The sequence below is a fragment of the Pseudomonas sp. NPDC089758 genome (assembly GCF_044748705.1).
Taxonomy (GTDB): Bacteria; Pseudomonadota; Gammaproteobacteria; order Pseudomonadales; family Pseudomonadaceae; genus Aquipseudomonas; species Aquipseudomonas putida_X.
Genome location: NZ_JBIVGN010000014.1, coordinates 108,136 through 128,182, shown reverse-complemented (window position 1 = coordinate 128,182; position 20,047 = coordinate 108,136). Strand labels below are relative to the sequence as shown.

The 20,047-nt window shown below is 62.3% G+C and carries 22 protein-coding genes; 11 read left to right on the top strand and 11 right to left on the bottom strand.

Going from position 1 to position 20,047, the window contains the following annotated elements; all coding sequences use genetic code 11:
* From ACIPZH_RS19010 to hisI, 4 genes are all read right to left on the bottom strand, one after another.
* Complete coding sequence (locus ACIPZH_RS19010; protein ID WP_400637335.1) at nucleotides 1-273, bottom strand: PepSY domain-containing protein; 273 nt, start codon at nucleotides 271-273, stop codon at nucleotides 1-3.
* 299 nt (nucleotides 274-572) lie between these two features.
* Nucleotides 573-977: an RNA polymerase-binding protein DksA gene (gene dksA / locus ACIPZH_RS19005; protein WP_241806957.1), complete on the bottom strand. Its 405-nt coding sequence runs from the start codon at nucleotides 975-977 to the stop codon at nucleotides 573-575.
* A gap of 36 nt (nucleotides 978-1,013) precedes the next feature.
* Complete coding sequence (locus ACIPZH_RS19000; RefSeq protein ID WP_400637334.1) at nucleotides 1,014-2,360, bottom strand: dihydroorotase; 1,347 nt, start codon at nucleotides 2,358-2,360, stop codon at nucleotides 1,014-1,016.
* Nucleotides 2,357-2,770 (bottom strand): phosphoribosyl-AMP cyclohydrolase, encoded by a 414-nt coding sequence (gene hisI, locus ACIPZH_RS18995; RefSeq protein WP_241806955.1) that lies wholly within the window; start codon nucleotides 2,768-2,770, stop codon nucleotides 2,357-2,359. The genes ACIPZH_RS19000 and hisI overlap by 4 nt, the downstream gene beginning before the upstream one ends.
* A gap of 97 nt (nucleotides 2,771-2,867) precedes the next feature.
* Between hisI and ACIPZH_RS18990 the strand changes: the two genes are divergently transcribed.
* Nucleotides 2,868-3,302 (top strand): DUF4440 domain-containing protein, encoded by a 435-nt coding sequence (locus ACIPZH_RS18990; protein ID WP_400628057.1) that lies wholly within the window; start codon nucleotides 2,868-2,870, stop codon nucleotides 3,300-3,302.
* Nucleotides 3,299-4,318, top strand: coding sequence for a porphobilinogen synthase (hemB, locus tag ACIPZH_RS18985; RefSeq protein ID WP_400637333.1), 1,020 nt, complete (start codon nucleotides 3,299-3,301; stop codon nucleotides 4,316-4,318). Before ACIPZH_RS18990 ends, hemB begins: the two co-directional genes overlap by 4 nt.
* A 53-nt stretch (nucleotides 4,319-4,371) precedes the next feature.
* Here hemB and ACIPZH_RS18980 read toward each other — a convergent pair whose 3' ends face one another.
* Nucleotides 4,372-5,589 carry an S-(hydroxymethyl)glutathione dehydrogenase/class III alcohol dehydrogenase gene (locus ACIPZH_RS18980; protein ID WP_400637332.1) on the bottom strand — a complete coding sequence of 406 codons (1,218 nt, stop codon included), beginning with the start codon at nucleotides 5,587-5,589 and terminating at the stop codon, nucleotides 4,372-4,374.
* 131 nt (nucleotides 5,590-5,720) lie between these two features.
* Here ACIPZH_RS18980 and ACIPZH_RS18975 point away from each other — a divergent pair, with 131 nt between their 5' ends.
* Nucleotides 5,721-6,707, top strand: coding sequence for a GlxA family transcriptional regulator (locus ACIPZH_RS18975; RefSeq protein WP_400637330.1), 987 nt, complete (start codon nucleotides 5,721-5,723; stop codon nucleotides 6,705-6,707).
* A 19-nt stretch (nucleotides 6,708-6,726) separates the two neighbouring features.
* Here the strand turns inward: ACIPZH_RS18975 and ACIPZH_RS18970 are convergent, their stop codons facing one another.
* Nucleotides 6,727-7,893, bottom strand: coding sequence for an N-acetylmuramoyl-L-alanine amidase (locus ACIPZH_RS18970; protein WP_400637328.1), 1,167 nt, complete (start codon nucleotides 7,891-7,893; stop codon nucleotides 6,727-6,729).
* A 129-nt stretch (nucleotides 7,894-8,022) separates the two neighbouring features.
* On the opposite strand from ACIPZH_RS18970, the gene ACIPZH_RS18965 reads away from it, so the two are divergent.
* Genes ACIPZH_RS18965 through thrS form a run of 6 tightly spaced genes read left to right on the top strand, consistent with a single transcriptional unit; the run spans nucleotide 8,023 to nucleotide 13,624 of the window.
* Nucleotides 8,023-8,424 (top strand): Fur family transcriptional regulator, encoded by a 402-nt coding sequence (locus ACIPZH_RS18965; protein WP_400628050.1) that lies wholly within the window; start codon nucleotides 8,023-8,025, stop codon nucleotides 8,422-8,424.
* Nucleotides 8,425-8,470: 46 nt separating this feature from the next.
* Nucleotides 8,471-8,608, top strand: a complete 138-nt coding sequence (locus ACIPZH_RS18960) for a hypothetical protein (RefSeq protein ID WP_400628048.1) — start codon at nucleotides 8,471-8,473, stop codon at nucleotides 8,606-8,608.
* 50 nt (nucleotides 8,609-8,658) lie between these two features.
* Complete coding sequence (gene folE2, locus ACIPZH_RS18955; RefSeq protein WP_400637327.1) at nucleotides 8,659-9,570, top strand: GTP cyclohydrolase FolE2; 912 nt, start codon at nucleotides 8,659-8,661, stop codon at nucleotides 9,568-9,570.
* Nucleotides 9,563-10,993, top strand: coding sequence for a cysteine--tRNA ligase (gene cysS / locus ACIPZH_RS18950; protein WP_400637326.1), 1,431 nt, complete (start codon nucleotides 9,563-9,565; stop codon nucleotides 10,991-10,993). The genes folE2 and cysS overlap by 8 nt, the downstream gene beginning before the upstream one ends.
* Complete coding sequence (locus tag ACIPZH_RS18945) at nucleotides 10,987-11,577, top strand: 6-pyruvoyl trahydropterin synthase family protein (protein WP_400628042.1); 591 nt, start codon at nucleotides 10,987-10,989, stop codon at nucleotides 11,575-11,577. The genes cysS and ACIPZH_RS18945 overlap by 7 nt, the downstream gene beginning before the upstream one ends.
* Before the next feature lie 40 nt (nucleotides 11,578-11,617).
* On the top strand, nucleotides 11,618-13,624 hold the full coding sequence (gene thrS, locus ACIPZH_RS18940) for a threonine--tRNA ligase (RefSeq protein ID WP_400637324.1): 2,007 nt from the start codon (nucleotides 11,618-11,620) through the stop codon (nucleotides 13,622-13,624).
* Between the two features lie 105 nt (nucleotides 13,625-13,729).
* On the opposite strand, the gene ACIPZH_RS18935 is transcribed toward thrS, so the two are convergent.
* Nucleotides 13,730-13,987 carry a type B 50S ribosomal protein L31 gene (locus ACIPZH_RS18935; protein ID WP_241806943.1) on the bottom strand — a complete coding sequence of 86 codons (258 nt, stop codon included), beginning with the start codon at nucleotides 13,985-13,987 and terminating at the stop codon, nucleotides 13,730-13,732.
* A gap of 283 nt (nucleotides 13,988-14,270) precedes the next feature.
* On the opposite strand from ACIPZH_RS18935, the gene ACIPZH_RS18930 reads away from it, so the two are divergent.
* The gene (locus ACIPZH_RS18930) at nucleotides 14,271-16,361 is read left to right on the top strand and encodes a TonB-dependent siderophore receptor (protein WP_400628038.1); all 2,091 of its coding nucleotides are present in this window, start codon (nucleotides 14,271-14,273) and stop codon (nucleotides 16,359-16,361) included.
* A 14-nt stretch (nucleotides 16,362-16,375) separates the two neighbouring features.
* Nucleotides 16,376-17,098: a DUF4198 domain-containing protein gene (locus ACIPZH_RS18925; protein ID WP_349975472.1), complete on the top strand. Its 723-nt coding sequence runs from the start codon at nucleotides 16,376-16,378 to the stop codon at nucleotides 17,096-17,098.
* A gap of 125 nt (nucleotides 17,099-17,223) precedes the next feature.
* Here ACIPZH_RS18925 and ACIPZH_RS18920 read toward each other — a convergent pair whose 3' ends face one another.
* From ACIPZH_RS18920 to ACIPZH_RS18905, 4 genes are all read right to left on the bottom strand, one after another.
* Complete coding sequence (locus ACIPZH_RS18920) at nucleotides 17,224-17,565, bottom strand: hypothetical protein (protein WP_267823721.1); 342 nt, start codon at nucleotides 17,563-17,565, stop codon at nucleotides 17,224-17,226.
* A 66-nt stretch (nucleotides 17,566-17,631) separates the two neighbouring features.
* Nucleotides 17,632-18,507 (bottom strand): metal ABC transporter substrate-binding protein, encoded by an 876-nt coding sequence (locus ACIPZH_RS18915; protein WP_400637323.1) that lies wholly within the window; start codon nucleotides 18,505-18,507, stop codon nucleotides 17,632-17,634.
* 9 nt (nucleotides 18,508-18,516) lie between these two features.
* The gene (locus ACIPZH_RS18910) at nucleotides 18,517-19,377 is read right to left on the bottom strand and encodes a metal ABC transporter permease (RefSeq protein WP_241806939.1); all 861 of its coding nucleotides are present in this window, start codon (nucleotides 19,375-19,377) and stop codon (nucleotides 18,517-18,519) included.
* On the bottom strand, nucleotides 19,377-20,042 hold the full coding sequence (locus tag ACIPZH_RS18905) for a metal ABC transporter ATP-binding protein (protein WP_400637322.1): 666 nt from the start codon (nucleotides 20,040-20,042) through the stop codon (nucleotides 19,377-19,379). The genes ACIPZH_RS18910 and ACIPZH_RS18905 overlap by 1 nt, the downstream gene beginning before the upstream one ends.
* Nucleotides 20,043-20,047: the final 5 nt, after the last annotated feature.

Below are 20,047 nucleotides of genomic sequence, written 5' to 3'. Positions count from 1 at the left end.
TCAGTTATCCAGCGCGTCTTTGATGATCTTGCCGTCGTGCGGGTCAACCTGGAATTCATACTGCTTGCCGTCAGCTTTCATGCCCTCACCTTCCCAATGACCGTCATCGGCCTCGATCTTGGTGATCTGCGTGTAGCCGGCGCCCTTCAACGTGGCTTCAGCCTGATCCTTGGTCACCTTCCAATCAGCGCCAGGCTGGTCAGCCCATGCTGCAGAGGTAGCCAGTGCGCCAACCATGGCGAGGCCAGTGAACACTCGAGTCATCGCTTTCATGCTACCTTCCTTTTTCGTGACAGTTACCGTTCCGACCCCCGCGCTGCTCTCGGCGTTCAGTTTGTGTGGGGGGCTGTACGGAAACTGAGACATCATCAAGGTGCACGAGCTCCGGCAGAAGCGCGTGCCCGCAAGGCAAATGAGGATGCTGTGCACTGGGTGCCACAGCGCCCCTCAGCTCATCGAAGCCAACCAGGCTCTCCAGCCGCCCCATTCGAGCAATAAAGGGTGGTGAACACCCTTTCGTAAACTTCTGAGTGAAGCCGGTCGAGGTGCTTTAGCAGCAGAGGCCCCCCCCCTCAATCGTCGCGCATATGACGCTCATTGCGCTCCTGGCGTTCCTTGGCCTCCACGCACAGGGTGGCGGTTGGCCTGAGCAGCAAACGCTGCAGGCCGATCGGTTCGCCGGTTTCCTTGCACCAGCCATACTCGCCACGGGCGATGCGCTCCAGCGCTTCGTCGATCTTGTCCAGCAGTTTTTTCTCCCGCTCCAGCAGCCTCAATTGCCATTGACGATGCTCCTCCGCCGTGCCGATATCGGAAGGATCGCTGGTGGGTTCGAAGTCGCGGATCACTTCGAACTCTTCAGCGATGCGTTGCTGAAGCTCCTTGCGCTGGGCATGCAGCAGCTCACGGAAGAAACGTTGCTGCGCAGCGTCCATGTAAGCGTCTGCAGGTTGGGATAGCAGCTCTTGTTCGGTCATTGCAGGTGTTCTCAAGTCAATGAAAAGAAATGGGGCTCAGCCGCGTCGTGCGTTGAAGGCCAGAGGCAAGCCTTGGCAGCCCTCGACTAGCCGGCCTTCATGCCAGGCCAGTTGCCCGGAGACCAAAGTCGTGGCTACTCGGTGATGAAAACGATGGTGCTCGAACGGCGTCCACTGGCAGTGCGCCAGGACTGGATCGAGGCTGACAGCGCGGGGTTCGGGCAAACGCTCGATCAGCGTCATGTCCGCCCAGTAGCCCTCACGCAGGTAACCGCGTTCTGCGATGGCGAACAGGTCCGCGACGGCGTGGCTGGTCTTGCGCACCAGTTGGGCAACGGTCAGCACGCCCTCCTCCACCAGCTCGAAGAGGGCCACAAGTGCATGCTGTACCAACGGCAAACCTGAAGGCGCCGAGGCATACGGGCGTTGTTTCTCTGCCAAGGTGTGGGGTGCATGATCGGTACCGATGACATCAATGCGGTCGCACAGCAGCGCCTGACGCAGGGCGTCCCGGTCTTCCCTGCTTTTGATGGCAGGGTTGCATTTGATCAGGTGGCCTAACCTGGCATAGTCGCGGTCATCGAAAAGCAGGTGATGTGCGCACACTTCAGCGGTGATCTGCTTGCCCTGCAAAGGCCCTGGCTGGAACAACTTCAGCTCCTGGGCGGTGGTCAGGTGCAGCACGTGCAGCCGTGTGCCGAACTGCTTGGCAAGCTGCACGGCCAGGCTCGAAGAGCGCAGGCAGGCATCGGCATCACGAATGATCGGGTGCATGGCCGGCGGGATGAAGTCGCCGTAGCGCTCACGCATGCGCGCTTCGTTGGCGAGGATCGACGGGGTGTGCTCACAGTGCGCCAGGAGGATAGTCGGCACGCTGGCGAACAGCCGTTCCAGCACCCTTGGGTCATCCACCAGCATGTCACCGGTGGAGGCGCCCATGAACACCTTCACCCCGGCGACCTCACGTGGGTCGAGGGCTGCTACGGTATCGAGGTTGTCCTTGCTCACGCCGAAATGAAAACCGTAGTTGGCAACCGAGGTGGCGGCGGCGCGGGCTTTCTTGTCCTGCAGGGCGGCAAGATCCAGCGTGGCAGGGTTGGTGTTGGGCATGTCCATGAAGCTGGTGATACCGCCCGCCACGGCGGCGCGCGACTCGCTGGCCATGGTGCCCTTGTGCGCAGCGCCAGGCTCACGAAAATGCACCTGGTCGTCGATCATGCCGGGGAGCAGCCATTGGCCACGGGCGTCGATTTCGATCGGCGCATTGACGCCCGTGATGCTGCGGGCGATTTTTTCGATACGGCCATGGGCGACCAGAACATCGGCCTCCTGTATGGCCCCTTCATTGACCAGGCGGGCGTTGCGAATGATGATCCGGCTCATGCGCCCACCTGCGCCGGGTTGCCCGTCACCACTACCTGATCACCCTGGATCGCGTTGTAGAAACAGCTACGGCGCCCCGTGTGACAAGCGGCCCCTTTCTGGTCTACCAACACCAACAGCGCGTCGCCATCGCAGTCCAGCCGCACGTCATGGACATGCTGCACATGCCCCGAGGTTTCGCCTTTGCGCCACAAGCGTCCGCGGCTACGCGACCAATAGCAGGCCCGCCGGGTCTCGAGGGTTTCCAGCAACGCCTCTTCATTCATCCAGGCCAGCATCAGCACCTCGCCGCTGTCATGCTGCTGAGTGATGGCGGGAATCAGCCCCTGGGGGCTCCAGGGAATGTGGCGAAGCACATCGGTCAAGGCAAAGCGGCTATCCGCTGCTGCCTGCTCAAGGGTAAGGAACATGATTTGCGACCTGCCGTAAATGTTATGTTATAACACTTATAACGTAGCAGATAACGCCCCTACGGTTCATCTTTTCGACTCGCGCAGGTAAAACGCCATGACCGAAACACGCACCAGCCCTTGCACCGAAACCTACGCCGACACCGAACTGGCCTGCCTGGCAGGTGCCAAAGCAGCGCTCTACCATTGGGCCGCTACCGTGGCTACCCGTGATGTTGATCAGGTACTGGCACTGTACGCACCGGATGCGATCCTGGTGCCGACCCTGTCCAACCAAGTGCGTGACTGCGACGACAGCCGTCGCAACTATTTTGAAAATTTCCTCGCCAACGACGGGCTGGTCTGTGACATCCAGTTGTTCAAAAAGCGCGTCAGCCGCAAGCTGGGCACCGTGGTGGTCGGCGGCCAGTACACCTTCGTCTACCGTGAAGACGGCGAGCAACGGGTAGTGCCAGCGCGCTTTTTGTTCACCTTCGAACGAATCGAGCAGCAGTGGCTGATCACCGGCCACCATTCCTCCATCGAGGCATGAAGGTCGTGGCCCACTTCCCGCACTCAACGGGCTCTTTCCCGGCTACGCGCATGCGGCGTAACCGCGCTGACGAATGGACGCGTCGTCTGGTCGCTGAAAACCGCCTGTCTTGCGATGACCTGATCTGGCCGGTCTTTCTCAAGGAAGGCTCAGGTACACGCGAGGCGATCAGCGCCATGCCGGGCCAAGTACGGGTGAGCCTGGCCGAACTGCCGGATCATGTAGGCCGGGCGGTCGAGCTGGGCATTCCGGCCATTGCCCTGTTTCCCGCTACCCCCGCGCAGCGCAAGGACAGTGAGGGCAGCCACGCCCTCGACGCGGACAACCTGATCTGCCGCGCCGCCAGGTTGCTCAAGGCCACATTCCCCAACCTTGGCCTGATCGGCGACGTCGCCCTGGACCCCTACACCGACCATGGCCACGACGGGGTGCTGCGCCAAGGCCGCGTGGCCAACGACGAGACCTTGCAGGTGCTGGCGGCTCAAGCCGTGGTCCAGGCCCAGGCCGGCATCGACACCTTGGCACCCTCGGACATGATGGACGGGCGCATCGGCGCGCTCAGGTCAGCGCTGGACCTGGCCGGGTTCAACGAGGTGCGGCTGATGTCCTATGCCGCCAAGTACGCGTCCGGCTTCTACGGCCCGTTCCGCGATGCGCTGGGCTCGGCGGCCATGCTCAAAGGCGACAAGCGCTCGTACCAGATGGACCCGGCCAACAGCGACGAAGCCCTGCGTGAAGTCGCGCTGGACCTTCAAGAAGGCGCCGACATGGTGATGGTCAAGCCCGGCATGCCCTACTTGGACATCATTCAAAGGGTCAAGGCAACCTTTGCCGTGCCAACCTTCGCCTACCAGGTCAGCGGCGAGTATTCGATGCTCAAAGCCGCGATCGACCAGGGCTGGCTGGATCCGGACACGGTCATTCTGGAGGCATTGATGGCGTTCAAACGTGCAGGGTGCAACGGCATTTTGACTTACTTCGCCCTGGAGGCCGCCACGCGACTGCGGCGGGGGTGACGGCCTTGATAGACGCATTCACATCGGTGATGTGAATGCGTCGGTTCAGCGCTTCATGTCAAAGGAATGGGAACCGAGCGGCCGGGCGCTGGTTTGGCAATCACGCGCCCGTCGCGGTCAAGGATCACCCCAGGCAAATCGTGGCTCAGGGTCTCATGCTCCCGATAATGAATGACCGAGCGAATCGCTTCACCGCGCTTGAGGAGATCGAACGCGTGATTCAGCGTTTCGTGGTCCATGTTATGCGTGATGTAGGGGTCGACATTTATTTCCCCGCGCAACCACTCGTCCACCATCCCAGGCAACTCGGAACGCCCCAGCACCCCGCCGAACGCGCTGCCTTTCCAGACGCGGCCGGTAACCAGCTGGAACGGCCGCGTGGCGATCTCCTCCCCGCCCCCTGCCACGCCGATGATGATGCTTTCGCCCCACCCTTTGTGGCAGCACTCAAGGGCTGCACGCATCAATTCCACATTACCGACGCATTCGAACGAAAAATCCACGCCGCCGTTGGTCATATCGATGATCACGTTTTGCAGCGGCTCGCGAAAATCCCTTGGGTTGACGCATTCGGTCGCCCCCAGGGACAGGGCCAACGGAAACTTATTCGGGTTGACGTCGATCCCGATGATCCGCCCCGCCCCTTGTAACACCGCCCCCTGAATGACCGCCATACCGACGGCGCCCAGGCCGAATACCGCGACCGTGTCACCGGGGCGTACCTTGGCGGTATTGCGCACGGCACCGATCCCGGTAGGAATCGCACAGCCCATGATCGAGGCCTTGGCCAACGGTGCCGCAGGATCGATCTTGGCCACGGCGATTTCCGGCAGGACCGTGTATTCGCTGAATGTGGACGTGCCCATGTAATGAAAGATCGTGCGCCCCTTGTAGGAGAAGCGGCTGGTGCCATCGGGCATCAGCCCCTCCCCCTGGGTTTTGCGAATGGTCTGGCAAAGGTTGGTCTTGCCGGACTTGATGAACGGGCAGTTCGGATCTTCCGGTGTATAGAGCGGGATCACGTGATCGCCCGGCTTGACCGTGGTCACCCCCCGCCCCACGTCCTCGACGATACCGACGCCTTCATGGCCGAGGATGCAGGGGAACTTCCCTTCCGGGTCACGACCGGACAGGGTGAATACATCGGTGTGGCAAAGGCTCGTGGTGACGATGCGAACCAGCACCTCGCCCTCTTTGGGCCCCTGCAAGTCGACCTCTTCGAACTCAAGAGGTTGATTGGGCCCCCAGGCGATAGCTGCACGTGTTTTCATGTGGCTCTCCATGTAATGTTATAACGCTTGAGAACATTAACCTGCGTGATTCCGTGCGCCAGATCACCCGGCCAAAAGTGGCCGGATCCGTACGAAATCTGTCCGCAAGCGCCCATGGAGTTCGATCGCGAATGTTTGACCAAGCCTCTTCTGAACGCAGGGTGCACATAGTCATCTACCCCGGCTTCAAATCAATCGAGGCTGTAGGTGCCCTCACCGTCTTCGACTACGCCAACAAACGCCAGGCGGCCGAAGGGTTGCCTGCGGCCTACAGCCTGCATCTGGTGGCACCACAACCGGGGCTTGTAGGTTCGGACACCTTGGTCACCCTGCAAGCCGACGACCTTCGTAGCAGCCCACGCCCGCACACCGCACTGGTTGTCGGCGCACGTGACATTGGCACGGCGATAGTCGAGCAGCGGTTGATCGTCGACTGGTGCAGGCAGGCCGCCTCTCGCATCGAGCGGCTGGTTGGCGTCTGCTCGGGGGCCTTTTTTCTTGCCCAAGCGGGAGTCGTAGACGGCCTGAATGTCACTACCCACTGGAGCGTCGCCAGTAAGCTGGCCAGTGATTACCCCTTGGTCAATGTCGACTCCGATGCCATCTTCATCGAGCAGGGGCGCATATGGACGTGTGCTGGCGTTTCAGCTGCCATCGACCTGAGCCTGGCGCTGGTCGAACAAGACCTCGGTCAGGAAATGGCCCTGCAAATTGCCCGCGAACTGGTGGTATTCCTCAAGCGCCCGGGTGGCCAATCGCAGTTCAGCCAGCACCTGGACAGCCAGATGACCCAGCACTCCGCGATCAGGCGCCTACGGTTGTGGATCCTGCAGAACCTTGATCGGCCGCTGAGCCTGGAGTTGCTCGCCGAGCGCGCGAACATGAGCAGTCGGAACTTGCGCCGGTTGTTCCACAGGGAGTCGGGCTGCTCACCCTTGGTATTCATCGAGCGGGCGCGAATGGAGAAGGCAAGGCGGTTACTGGTGGACGAGGACACTGCACTCAAGCGCATTGCCGACCAGTGCGGTTTCGGCTCCGAAGAACAGATGCGCCGGGTGTTCCAGCGCAACCTCAAGCTGACCCCTCGGCGCTATAGGGAGCAATCCCGCGCTCCATGACGTCTGAGCCAATGAAGGATCACGCCTGCCCCCTGGCCGCGATCAGGCTGCCAGCCGGTGGTTTCTGGCGGAAGTAGCTGTCCAGCCCGTCGAATATCGCCTGCGCCACCTTGCGTTGATGGCGCACATCATGCAGCCGCCGGCAATCTCCAGCATTGGAAATGAAACCGGTCTCGACCAGGATCGAGGGTACCGCCGCTGACTTGAGCACGGCGAAGCCCGCCTGCTCCACCCGCGTTTGATGCAGGCCCGACACCTGCCCAAGCTGGGCGAGCACCTGATGACCGAGATCCAGGCTGGTGGCGATCGTCGAGTTCATCGACATGTCCAGCAGCACGCCCGCGACCATAGGGTCGTGCTCGCGCAGCTTGATCGGTAATCCCCCGCCGACCCTGTCGGCACCGTTTTCGCGCTGCGCCATCCAGCGTGCCATCGACGACGTAGCGCCGCCTTGCGACAAGGCGAACACCGATGCCCCCGACGCCGTGAGCCGCGGTGCAGCATCGGCGTGTACCGAAACGAACAAGTCCGCGTTCAGCCGCTGAGCGAGTTCGGCACGCTTGCGCAGCGGAATGAATACATCGTCACGTCGTACCAAGCGCGCCTTGTAGCCCGGCTGCGCATCGATGCGCTTGGCCAGCAAACTGGCGATCTGTAGCGCGACGCGTTTTTCCTGCTCCCCCTTGGCGCCCAGCGCGCCGGGATCTTTACCGCCATGCCCGGCATCTACCACGATCAACAGGTCGCGCTGGCGCAGCGAGGGCTTGGCAACCGCTGGCACAACGGCCACCGCTGGCTGAGTGAGCAGCAACTCCAGGCCATGGCTCGCTGTGTTGAGCGAGCGCACTTCGCTGCGCACCGCCGAGTCGGCCAAGTCGAGCACGATACGCAAGTCACCCGTGGCGGTGATGCCACTGCGCACGGCCGTGACCGCAGTGCCGTCCAGGGCGAGCTCGTTCAGTGACGCCTCGAGCGTGGCATGAGGAAGATCAAGCACCAATCGCGCAGGCGCTGTGAGGCTGAAATGCTTCGCGGCTACCGGCCCGGTCAACTCCAGCGACACCTTGGTCACGCTGCCCGCCCGGCTCACCCGGACCCGTTTCACCGCCTGCCCGGCTTGCGCCGCCAGAGGCAGCGGCAATGCCAGGCAGGCAAGCACTAATTTCAGCACTCTGCGTCGATCCATACGTACTCCTGTTGACCTGCGAACCAGCGGCCCCCGGGCAATTTAGCTGGCCATTCTCTAAATGTTACTTTATAACATTGGATATTCAGATGAAAATGAAGACTGCCTGCCAAACGCAAGGAGGCCAGCATGCAACTGACCAGCAATCAGCAACGTGTCCTGACGGCGCTTCGGCAAGCCGACAAGCCGCTCAGTGCCTACGCCATCCTGGACAGCCTGCGCAATGAAGGGGTCAGGGCGCCGACGCAGATCTACCGCGCGCTGGGCCACCTGGCCGAGCACGGCTTGATTCACCGGCTGGAGTCTTTGAACGCTTATGTCAGTTGCACCTGCCCAGGCCAGTGCGAAGCAGGTTTCAGAGCGTTCGCCATCTGCGATAGCTGCGGCCACGTCGATGAGTTCAACGTGCCGCACCTGAGCCAGGCCTTGGGGCTCTGGATGAAACAGAACGTGTTTTCGCTGTGCAGCTCGGTCATCGAGTTGCACGGTACATGTGCCCTCTGCACTCGCCGTGATGCAGGCGAGGACTGAGCAGAGCCGCACGCATGCGCACCACCCTTTATCACGAGGCGTCCCGATGAGCACCCCCATCCCCGATAGCAACGAGGCCGCGCTGCGCCCGCGCGTCGATGCCTGCCTGCTGACCGATGAGGAAATGGCCCAGGGACCGCAAGGCTGGATGAAGCTGCCCAACCCGTTTACCCGCGGGACCTGATTCATACGCCTTGCTGCAACGTGCAAGGCTCCCACCACTGGATATACATGATGAGCTCAGCATTACCCGACGTTTCCGTCACCGACCTCGCCCCTACCCTCAGCCCGCTGCAATGGGTCGGGATGCAAGGTATCGACCTGCCGCTAAGGATCGAAGAACCGGCCTACCAGCGCGAGCTGCACGCCCGGGCGGATGTCCAGGTCGACCTGCCAGCACCGCACGTCAAAGGCATTCACATGTCCAGGCTGTACCGCCTGCTGGACGCCTGGGGGGAGGCTGCAGCGCTGTCGCCGGCAAGCCTGTTTGCGCTGTTGCAGGACATGATCGATAGCCATCACGACTGCGAAAGCCGCAATGCCAGGCTGCGCCTGGATTTCGACCTTCTGGTTCGCCGCCCCGCACTGGTGACCGAGGGCCTCTCTGGCTGGAAGTCGTACCCGGTTCATGTGCTGGCCACGAAGGTCGGTGGGGTGGCGAACCTGAGCATCGAGGTCAGGATCGGCTACTCCTCGACGTGCCCCTGCTCGGCCGCTTTGTCCCGGCAATTGATCGAGGACGGCTTTGTGCGAGCCTTCAAAGACCAGCCACTGCTCGAAGCCAGCGCCGTCGCGCAGTGGCTGCGCAGCAACGCATCGCTGGCCACGCCGCACAGCCAACGCAGCGAAGCCCGGGTGCGCGTCGCGGTGCCTGCCGATGCCCCTGATCTGGGGTTGCTGGCCCTCATCGACCAAGTCGAAGGCGCCTTGCGCACCCCGGTTCAGACCGCCGTGAAGCGGGCTGACGAACAGGCGTTCGCAGCCCTCAACGGGCAGAACCTGATGTTCGTCGAGGACGCTGCGCGGCGTATCCAGTTCAGCCTGCACGGTTACCGCGATAGCCAAGTGCATGTTCGCCACCTGGAAAGCCTGCACCCGCACGATGCCTCGGCTTGGTCCGCCCCGCAGGCCGCTGCACATGACTGAACCGATCTACCTGCACAACACGCTTACCCGGCGTAAGGAAGTGCTGCGCACCGCAAGCCCCGAGCGAGTGACGATGTACGTCTGCGGCCCCACGGTCTACAACTATGCGCACATCGGCAATGCCCGCCCTGCGGTGGTCTTCGACCTGTTGGCCAGGCTGCTGCGCCACGACTACGCCGAGCTGGTCTATGCCCGCAACTTCACCGACGTAGACGACAAGATCAATGCCGCCGCGGCAGCGGCAGGCGTGCCCATCGCCGATATCACTGACCGCTTCATCGATGCCTACCATCAGGACATGACGGCACTCGGGGTGGCGTCACCCGACCTTGAGCCCCGGGTCACCGCGCACATACCGCAGATCATCGAGTTGATCGAGACCCTCATCGCGCGTGGCCATGCCTATGTGGCGCAAGGCCATGTCCTGTTCCATGTGCCCTCCTACCCAGCCTACGGCGAGCTTTCCGGCCGTAACACCAAGGACATGCTGGCGGGCGCCCGCGTGGAGGTCGCGCCTTACAAGCGCGACGCGCTGGACTTCGTGCTGTGGAAGCCGTCCACGGCCGACCAACCCGGCTGGAGCAGCCCCTGGGGCAGAGGCCGGCCGGGCTGGCATGTGGAGTGCTCGGCGATGATCGGGCAACACCTTGGGCATACCATCGACATCCATGGGGGTGGCCAGGACCTGATCTTCCCTCACCATGAGAATGAGATTGCCCAAGGCACCTGTGCCCACGGTACGTTGTATTGCCGCACCTGGGTGCACAACAGCTTCGTCACCGTGGATGGGCAGAAGATGTCCAAATCACTGGGCAACGTGCTACTGGTGCGCGACCTGCTCGGCCAGGCCCCTGGCGAAGCGATTCGGCTGGCGTTGCTGTCCACCCACTACCGTCGCCCGATGGACTGGAACGCCGAGCGCCTGAGCGCGGCCGTGCAGAGCCTCATCCGCTTCTACGCTAGCCTGGCTCGCTGCGGCGACGTGCCCGACGCCGACAATGTGCCAGCCGACGCGCAATTGCTTGCCGCCCTCAGGAACGACCTGGGCGTCGCTGAAGCCCTGGCCCGCCTGCATGTGCTGCGCCAGGCGCTCGACAATGCCAGTGACGGTGCATCCCGTGCCCAGGCCAAGGCCCGGCTGCTCAAGTCGGCCGCGCTACTCGGCCTGTTGCAGCAGGCGCCGCTGGCAGCACTGCGGGCCCTACAGCCACACAGGGACGAGCCGCCACCGCAAGCCGCGTTACTCCGTTTGCTCGAGGCCCGCGAGGCCGCGCGCAACGCCCGCGATTTTGCCACTGCCGACCGGCTGCGCAGCGAGCTGGAAGAGGCTGGCTACACCGCCGAGGATACCGCTCAAGGGCCAAGACTGCGCCGCCTCCAGCAGCCCACCCGCGGCCGCGACAATGCAGGTAACCCATGCTGATTCGCAAACTGTTCAAATTCGAGAACGCCCACATCGTGCGGGGCTGCAGCACCCGGCGCTGTTCCCACTCTATTCATGGGCACTCCTACAAGGTCGAGCTGATCCTGCACGCCGACGCGCTGGACAATGGCCAGATGGTCTACGATTTCGGCCTGCTCAAGGGCGACATCAGGGACTTGATCGACGCCTTTGACCATAGCGTCGCGCTGTGGTCCGGTGATGATCCCGACTACCTGGCGTCGGTCCGCCGGCATTCGGAACGCTGGGTGCTGGTGCCGGTTTCGCCCAGCGCCGAACAATTCTCGCGCCTGTTCTTCTGCCTGGTCGACGCAGCGCTGTCGCAGGCCGAAATGCGCAATGGCGAGGCGGATGTACGCTTGCATTCGGTCATCGTGCATGAAACCGAGACCGGCTACGCCCAGTGCTTCCGGGCAGACGCGCAAAACCCGCGAATGGGCCTGATCGACCTGCACGCCATCGAATTTTCGCCCGCCATCTGCCAAGCCTGGGCAAACCCTGGCGTGTTCGAGCACCTCAAATCCCACTCCGCCATGCTGCAGACCGAGCTGCAAGGGCTGGGTTGACCGACCCGCTGCCACACTATTGAACGCCGAGCCTGAAAAAATGCCAGAAAACGCCCAACCCCCCGCCTTCTCCGTGACCTTGCCCGACGGGTCGCAGCGTCACTTCGACAGCCCCGTCACCGTGCTCGACGTCGCACGATCGATTGGCCCCGGCCTTGCTCGTAGCACCGTTGCCGGCAAGCTCGACGGGCAGTTGGTCGATGCCTGCGAGGTTATCGCCCACGATGTGAGCTTGCAGATCATCACGCCCAAGGATGACGAAGGCCTGGAAATCATCCGACACTCCTGCGCCCACCTGCTTGGGCACGCCTTGAAACAGGTATTCCCCACCGCGCAGATGGTGATCGGGCCAGTGATTCGCGATGGCTTCTACTACGATGTCGCCTATGAAAGGCCGTTCACCCCGGCCGACCTGGAGGCTATCGAGGCCCGCATGCGCGAACTGGTCGCCCAGGACTACGACGTGATCAAGCGCATGCTCAGCCGCGCAGAAGCCATCGACGTGTTCAGCGCCCGCAACGAAACCTACAAGCTTCGCTTGATCGACGATCTCCCGACGGCCACGCACCTCGGCTTGTACTTCCATCAGGAATACGTCGACATGTGCCGCGGTCCGCATGTGCCGAACACCCGCCTGCTGAAAGCATTCAAGCTCACCAAGCTGGCCGGCGCCTACTGGCGCGGTGATGCGCGCAATGAACAACTGCAGCGGATCTATGGCACCGCCTGGGCCGATGCCAGACAGCTGGCGGAGCACCTGCGCGGTCTCGAAGAGGCAGAAAAGCGCGATCATCGCAAATTGGGCCGCGAGCTCGACCTGTTTCATTTCGAAGACGATGCGCCTGGCGCGGTGTTCTGGCATCCACGGGGCTGGGCTGTATTCCAGTCGCTGATCGCCTACATGCGTCGTCGCCGGGACGACGCAGACTACATCGAGGTCAACACGCCGGATGTGATGGACCGCAGCCTGTGGGAAATTTCCGGCCACTGGCACAACTACCGCGACAACATGTTCACCACCGAAACCGAAGATGGCCGTGCACTGGCGCTCAAGCCCATGAACTGCCCCGGCGGCTCGCTGCTTTACAAGCACGGCCTGAAAAGCTATCGGGATCTGCCAATTCGCATGGGCGAATTCGGCAAGGTGCACCGCTACGAACCCTCGGGTGCGCTGCACGGGCTGCTACGGGTGCGCCACTTCACCCAGGACGATGCGCACATCTTCTGCACGCCACAGCAGATGGATCAGGAATGCCAGTCGGTGGTGGCCATGGTGCTCGACATCTATCGCCAGTTTGGCTTCGAGGATGTGCGTATCAAGCTTTCCACACGCCCGAACAACCGTATGGGCGACGATGCCACATGGGACCTGCTGGAAGGCTCGCTGATCACCGCGCTCAACGCTATGCACCTGGCCTATCAGGTGAACCCCGGCGAAGGCGCGTTCTATGGGCCGAAGCTTGAGTTCGTGCTGCGCGACGCCATTGGCCGGGACTGGCAATGCGGCACCCTGCAGGTGGATATGAACCTGCCAGCACGTTTCGGCCTGGAGTATGTCGACGAGGACGGCCAGCGCCAGCGACCGGTGATGCTGCATAGTGCACTGTTCGGCTCGCTGGAGCGCTTCACTGGCATCCTGCTCGAACACCATGCCGGTAAGCTGCCAGCCTGGCTGTCGCCGGTACAGGTGGCGGTGTCCTCGATCACTCAGCAGTACGCAGGTTATGCCCAGGATGTGGCGAAGCTGTTGCGCGGCGCCGGCTTGCGTGTCGAGGCCGATACGCGCAATGAAAAGATCGGCTACAAGGTGCGCGAGCAGACCTTGCAACGTGTTCCGTTCCTGTTGATTGCCGGTGCCAAGGAACAGGCAGAAGGCACCATCGCCATTCGCAATCGCGACGGACAAGACATGGGCAGCTTCGAACTGCGCTCGGCCATCGACCTGCTGTTGCAGCAGTGCCAAGCGCCGGATGCGGCTGAGCGGCGACTGGAGATGGAGCGCTTGTGGGCGGGCGTCTCGCCTGCCAATCGCTCAGCGACTGCCTGACCCCGCCTTGAACCCACGCCTCTGGAGGGCAGCATTGCATGCGACCCTCCAGAGTGCGCTGACACGGTTCGCCTTCTAGTCCAGCCTGCGGCTACGACTTACGGCTTACGGCTTACCGCCAAACCCGGAAAAGCGTTTCTTGAAGTTGGCGATGCGCCCTTCAGTCGTGGCTTGACGTTGCTGGCCGGTGTACACCGGATGCGAGGCGCTGGAAACGTCCAGTTGCACGTAGGGATATGTCTTGCCGTCGGTGTGCTGGTAGGTGCGGTCGGATTCGGCCGTAGAGCCGATGAGGAAGAAGATGTTCGCTGAGGTGTCGTGGAACAGCACGGGACGATAGTTGGGATGGATGCCAGGTTTCATGAATAACTCCTTAACGTTACTGGATAACATTACACTACCAATAGGAATCACTTGCAACTGGAAATGATCATTAAGCCCTGGCGTTACGTTATTACATCTTCTAGAATGCGCGCCCCAACAGATGAACCTTTCCTCATCAAGATTCATTTGTCAGGCCTGGCGCTAGGCCTGCGCCGTGGCACCTGACGTGTATCGCCTGTAATCCCTTTCCAACTCGCGGGCAGTGCCCAAGCCAGGACAACTAAAAAATGCAGCGTTATGGCATGAAAAACGGAGACTTTTCGTGAACCCTCGTACACCCCTTCTGGCCGGCCTGACGCTGGGTTTGTTCGGCCAGCCGATTCTAGCGGCAGAACCTTTGGTGCTGGACGAAACCGCCATCACCGACGTTTACCTCCAGGAGCGCGCCGACGGGCCGGTGCAAGGTTATCGTGCCACCCGCTCAGCCACGGCCACCCGCACCGATACCGACATCCGCGACACACCGCAGAGTATCGATGTGGTGCCCGCGCAGGTCATCAAGGACCTCAACACCACCCGCATCGACCGCGCCCTGGACTTTGCTGGCGGCGTGTCGCGGCAGAACAATTTCGGCGGCCTGACGTTCCTCAACTACAGTGTGCGCGGCTTCACCACTGGCGAGCTGTACAAGAACGGTTTCGCCATCAACCGCGGCAGCTACAGCGCGCCGGACACGTCCAACATCGAGCGCATCGAAGTGCTCAAAGGCCCGGCTGCCAGCCTGTACGGCCGTGGCGACCCTGGAGGCCTGGTCAACATCGTCACCAAGCGTCCCCAGGCCGAAGCGTTCAGCAACCTCACCCTCAGTGCCGGCAGCTGGGATCGCTACCGCACCGCCCTGGACGCCAACTCGCCGCTGGACAGCGAAGGGAACCTGTTGGGCCGGATCAACCTCGCCATCGAGGACAACGACAGCTTCCGCGATCATGTCGGCAGCGAGCGCCGTATCGTCAGCCCCTCCCTGAGCTGGCAGCTGTCGCCCGACACCCGGCTGATGATCGACACCGAGTTTTCCCGTACCGAGTCGGTGTTCGACCGTGGCATTCCGGCGGTCAACGGCGAAATGGGTTCGGTCAAGCGCTCGACCTTCCTCGGCGAGCCGAATGACGGCAAGATCCGCAACGACAACCAGACCCTCGACGTCGCACTGGAACACGTGCTCAACGACAACTGGAAGCTGCGCCTGGCCAACCACTACACCCAAGGCACGCTCAAGGGCAACAGCTCCGAGCCCCAGGCCCTGGTGGGCACCACCATCACGCGCTTCTATCGCGAACGCGACTTCGAATGGAACGACAACATCACCCAGGCCGAGTTGCACGGGCAGTTCGAGTTGGGTGGCTGGCAGCATCAGACCCTGGTCGGGCTGGAGTACGAAAACTACCGCAACAGCCAGAAGTACCCGCAAAGCGCCACCTCTGCAGGGTATGGCCTGGATATCTACAACCCGGTATACGGCAAGCCCAAGCCGGCCATCACCCGTGCCAACGACTTCTTCGAGCACACTGAAAGCTACGCGATCAACCTGCAAGACCAGATCGCCTTCACCGACCGCTTGCGCGGACTGCTGGGTGTACGCCTGGAGCGCTTCGAGCAGACATCGCAGAACCGCACCACCGGTGCCAGCGACAGCCAGGAAAAGGACGTCGCGACTCCGCGCATTGGGGTCTTGTATCAACTGACCCCGCAAGTCGGCGTGTTCGCCAACGCATCCACCTCGTTCAAACCCAACACCATCGGCACCCAGGGTCAGGTCTACAAGCCTGAAAAGGGCTTGGGTTACGAGACCGGGGTCAAGCTCGACCTGCTCGACAGCCGCCTGGGCGCGACCATCGCCCTGTTCCATATCGACAAGGAGAACGTCATCACCACTGACGCCCTTGGCGAGAGCGTGGCGGCTGGCGAGGCCCGCAGCCAAGGCCTGGACCTGCAGTTCAGCGGTCAGCTGACCGACGCCTTGCGCGTGATAGGTGCCTACGCCTATATCGACGCGGAGGTCACCAAGGGCGACGCGGCCCTGCCAAAAGGCAGCGACCTGTTGGGCATCGCTCGTAACAGCGGCAGCGTGATGGGTGTGTACGAATTCCAGGAAGGTGCCCTGCGCGGTTCGGACGTTGGGGCGGCGGTGAATTACGTCGGCGAACGTTCCGGTCAGGCCGGCAGCGACTTCACCCTGGACGCCTATACCACCGTCGACCTGTTGGCGCATTACAAGGCCAGCGAACAGGTCACCGTCGGCCTCAACCTCAACAACCTGTTCGACCGCAAGTACTACGAACGGTCGTACAACAGTTCATGGGTGCTGCCCGGTGAGCCGCGCAACTTCAGTGTCAGCCTGACCCTAAGCCTTTGAACCGAGGAATCATCATGCATCCATCGTTGAAAGTCGTCGCCCTGTTGACCCTGATGGTCAGCGTCAACGCAGGCGCCCACGGCCTGTGGACCGAGGAGCGACGCGGCAATATCGAGGTTGTGTACGGCCACGGCGCCGAGGATAACGCCTACAAGGCGCAGAAGATCAAGCGCGCCTGGGCGTTCGACGCGACTGGGGACATGGTCCCGGTCACCGTCGAGCGCCTGGCGGACCATGCTGTTCTGCAGCCGCTCACACCGCCTGCGGCACTGGCCGTGCTGCTGGACAACGGGCCTTGGTCGCAGCGCCCGGACAAGCAGTGGGTCAATCAGGATCGCACCCACATCAAGGATGCGATCGCCTCCACCCACAGCTTCAAGTACAGCCTGGCGATCTACCAGAGCGGTGCTCGGCTGCCGAAACTGGACATGCTGCGTTTGGCGATCGTTCCCCTGAGTGATCCTCTGCAGGTCGGCCCGGGCAAGATGCTGGAAGTGCAGGTGCTGCTCGATGGCAAACCGGCTGCGGATATCCCGCTTGTGGGCGATTACCGGGGCGCCCCTCACCAGGTCAGCGCCACCACCGACCAGCAAGGCCGCGCACGTGTCACCGTTCGCAATGAAGGGCTCAACATCATCGCGGCTCAGGCTACCCTGCCGATGGCCGAAGGCAGCCCCGTTGCCCAGCAGAGCTTCTTCAGTTCGCTGACGTTCCTGGGTGAACCGCACCACGAGTGACGAAAGTAGCGTACCTCGGCCATCTCGGCCGAGGTACGGCAGGGATGTCAGCCCAAAGGACCGACGGTCTTCAGCGGGTTGGAAGAAGCGGCGCCCGCCAACTACGCTGAATGTCTCAGCACTCGTTAAAGGCGTTCGAAATGGGTACCTGCAACCAGCATCCCCACCATGACCATCAGCACAAACCCGGCTGCGGCCACACTGCAATCGAGCACGATGGGCATATCGATTACCTGCACGACGGGCACTTGCATCACGTGCATGGCGACCATGTCGATGAACACACACTGGAAGCCAACGGCCAGAATCCCGACCGTTGCACCCCCGGCCACCAATGTGGCGGCCATGCTGCCGACCATACCCACGGCCCGGGCTGCGGGCATGAGGCGATCCCCCATGGTGATCATGTCGATTACCTGGTCGATGGCCACCTCCACCACCCGCACGGCGATCACTGCGACGACCACGGCCCGGTGACCGTGGTCAAATGACCGTTGCCCGCCTCCAGCCGGCAAGGGCTGGAGGCGCTGGCCTCACTGGCCTGCCAGCGCCTGGGTGAGGGTTTGCACATTCTGCCGATACATGCCCAGGTAGGTACTGGCAGGGCCTTGGGCGGCAAGTGCATCGGAATACAGCGTCCCACCTATCTTCGCTCCGGTATCGTCGGCAATCTGCTGCATCAGCCGGGAATCCTTGATGTTCTCGATAAACACGGCCTTGATCTTGTCGCGCTTGATCATCGAAATGATGCTGGCGACATCCTTGGCAGTAGGCTCCTGGTCGGTGGAAAGGCCTTGGGGTGCCAGGAACTCGATGCCGTAAGCCTGGCCCAGGTAACCGAAGGCATCATGCGAGGTAACGATACGCCGGTTGTTCGCCGGTAAGGCCGCGAAGCTTTTCTTCACCTCGGCCAGCAAGGCGTCGATCTGCTGCTGGTAGGCAGCCAGGTGGCTGCGATAGGCCTGCGCATTGCCGGGGTCAACCGCTTCCAGCGCCTTGGCAATATTGGCCGCGTAGATCTTGGCGTTGGCCAGGCTGTTCCAGGCATGGGGGTCGGGGATGGTCTGGCCCTCCTCGTCCAAGGTACGCGGAAGGATGCCCTGGCTAGCCCGGACGACCTGAGCCTGGGTGCCGGTGGTCTTGATCAGGCGGTCCAGCCAGGGCTCGAAATTCAGGCCGTTCTCCACCACCAGGCGCGCCTGCAACACGTGCCTGGCATCATCCGGCGTGGTTTCGTAGACATGCGCATCGCTGTCCGGCCCGACGATATTGATGACCTGTACCTGATCGCCACCGAGCTGTCGGGTGATATCGGCCAGAATACTGAAGCTGGTCACTACCTTGATGCGTTCGGCGGCAGACAGTAACGGTGACAGCAACAACATGAGCACAACGATCAACGGGCGCATAGCGGCTCCTCAGTGAGTGACAGGGGTGTAGTGACGACGCAGCAGCCCGCGGACCGGCCCCACCATCACCGACAGCAGGTAGGCACAGCCGGCCACGACGACGATCGCCGGGCCACAGGGCAGTGAGGCGTAGTAGGACAACAGCAACCCCAGCCAGACCGAGCCCATGCCGATCAGCGCCGAAATGGCTATCAGCCAGGGCAGGCGCTGGCTCCAGAAACGTGCGGCGATGGCTGGCAGCATCATCAGGCCAACCACCATCAAGGCGCCGATGGCCTGGAAGCCAACCACCAGGTTGATGACCACCAGGCCCAGGAACACGCCATGGGCGATTGGCCCAAAGCGGCTGACGCTACGCAGGAACAGGGGGTCCAGGCTGTCGAGCAGCAAAGGCCGGTAAATCAGGGCAAAAGCCAAGAGACTGCCTACGGCTACCCACACCATGGTTTGCAAGGTCGCCTGATCGACCGCCAGGGCCGAGCCGAACAGCAACCCCAACAAGTCCAGGCGCTTGCCCGCCAGCCCGAGCAGCAGAACGCCCGAAGCCAGTGAAATCGGGTAAACCGCCGCCAGGCTTGCGTCCTCACGCAAACCGGTGTGCCGGCTCACCAGGGCTGAAAAGCCTGCCACCATCAAGCCCGCCACCAGGCCGCCCAGTGTCATGGCAACCACGGACAGCCCTGCCAGCCAAAAGCCCAAAGCAGCGCCCGGTAAAATGCCATGGGAAATGGCGTCACCGATCAGGCTCATGCGCCGTACCACCAGGAATACCCCCAACGGCGCGACACTCAGCGCCAGGGTGAGCCCGCCGAACAGCGCACGGCGCATGAAGGCGAACTCGACGAACGGTGCCCATGCCATATCCAACATCACTGCACCTGCCCCAGTGCGGCACGCCCGATCACAGATTGACTGGGGCCGTATTGGCACCCCTCGCGGTCGATCAGCAGGCAATAGTCGGCCATCGCTTGCACGCGCGGCAGGTCATGACTGACCACCACCACTGTCTGGCCAGCTTTGTGCCAAGCGTCGATATGCCGCCAGAGCAACGCCTGCCCCGGCTTGTCCAGCGCCGAGTCCGGCTCGTCGAGCAGCAGCAGGTTGGCGTCGGTCAGGCTCAAGCGTGCCAGCAGCGCACGCTGCAGTTCGCCGCCGGAAAGCGCTTCGAGCGGGTGGGCTGCGAGCTTTTCGATTTCCCAGGCTTGCAATGCCTGGCGCAACCGCTGGCTGCGCTCCCGACGGTGCAGGCGTTGCCCCCAGAAGCCGCCACTGACCAGCTCGCCCAGGCTGATGGGGAACTGCCGGTCAATGGCAGAGCGCTGGACCAGATAGCCAATTTTCGTGCCTTCGGCACTGATGCGAAGGCGCCCGGACAGAGGCTTCTGCAAGCCGGCAAGCACCTTCAAGAGGCTGCTTTTGCCAGCACCATTGGCCCCCACCACTGCAGTCAAACTACCCGCTGGCAGCGTGATGTTCAGGTGCGGGGTCAACGGGCTTTTGGCAGCCCCCCACAAGAGGTCTTGGCACAGAATCACGGGTG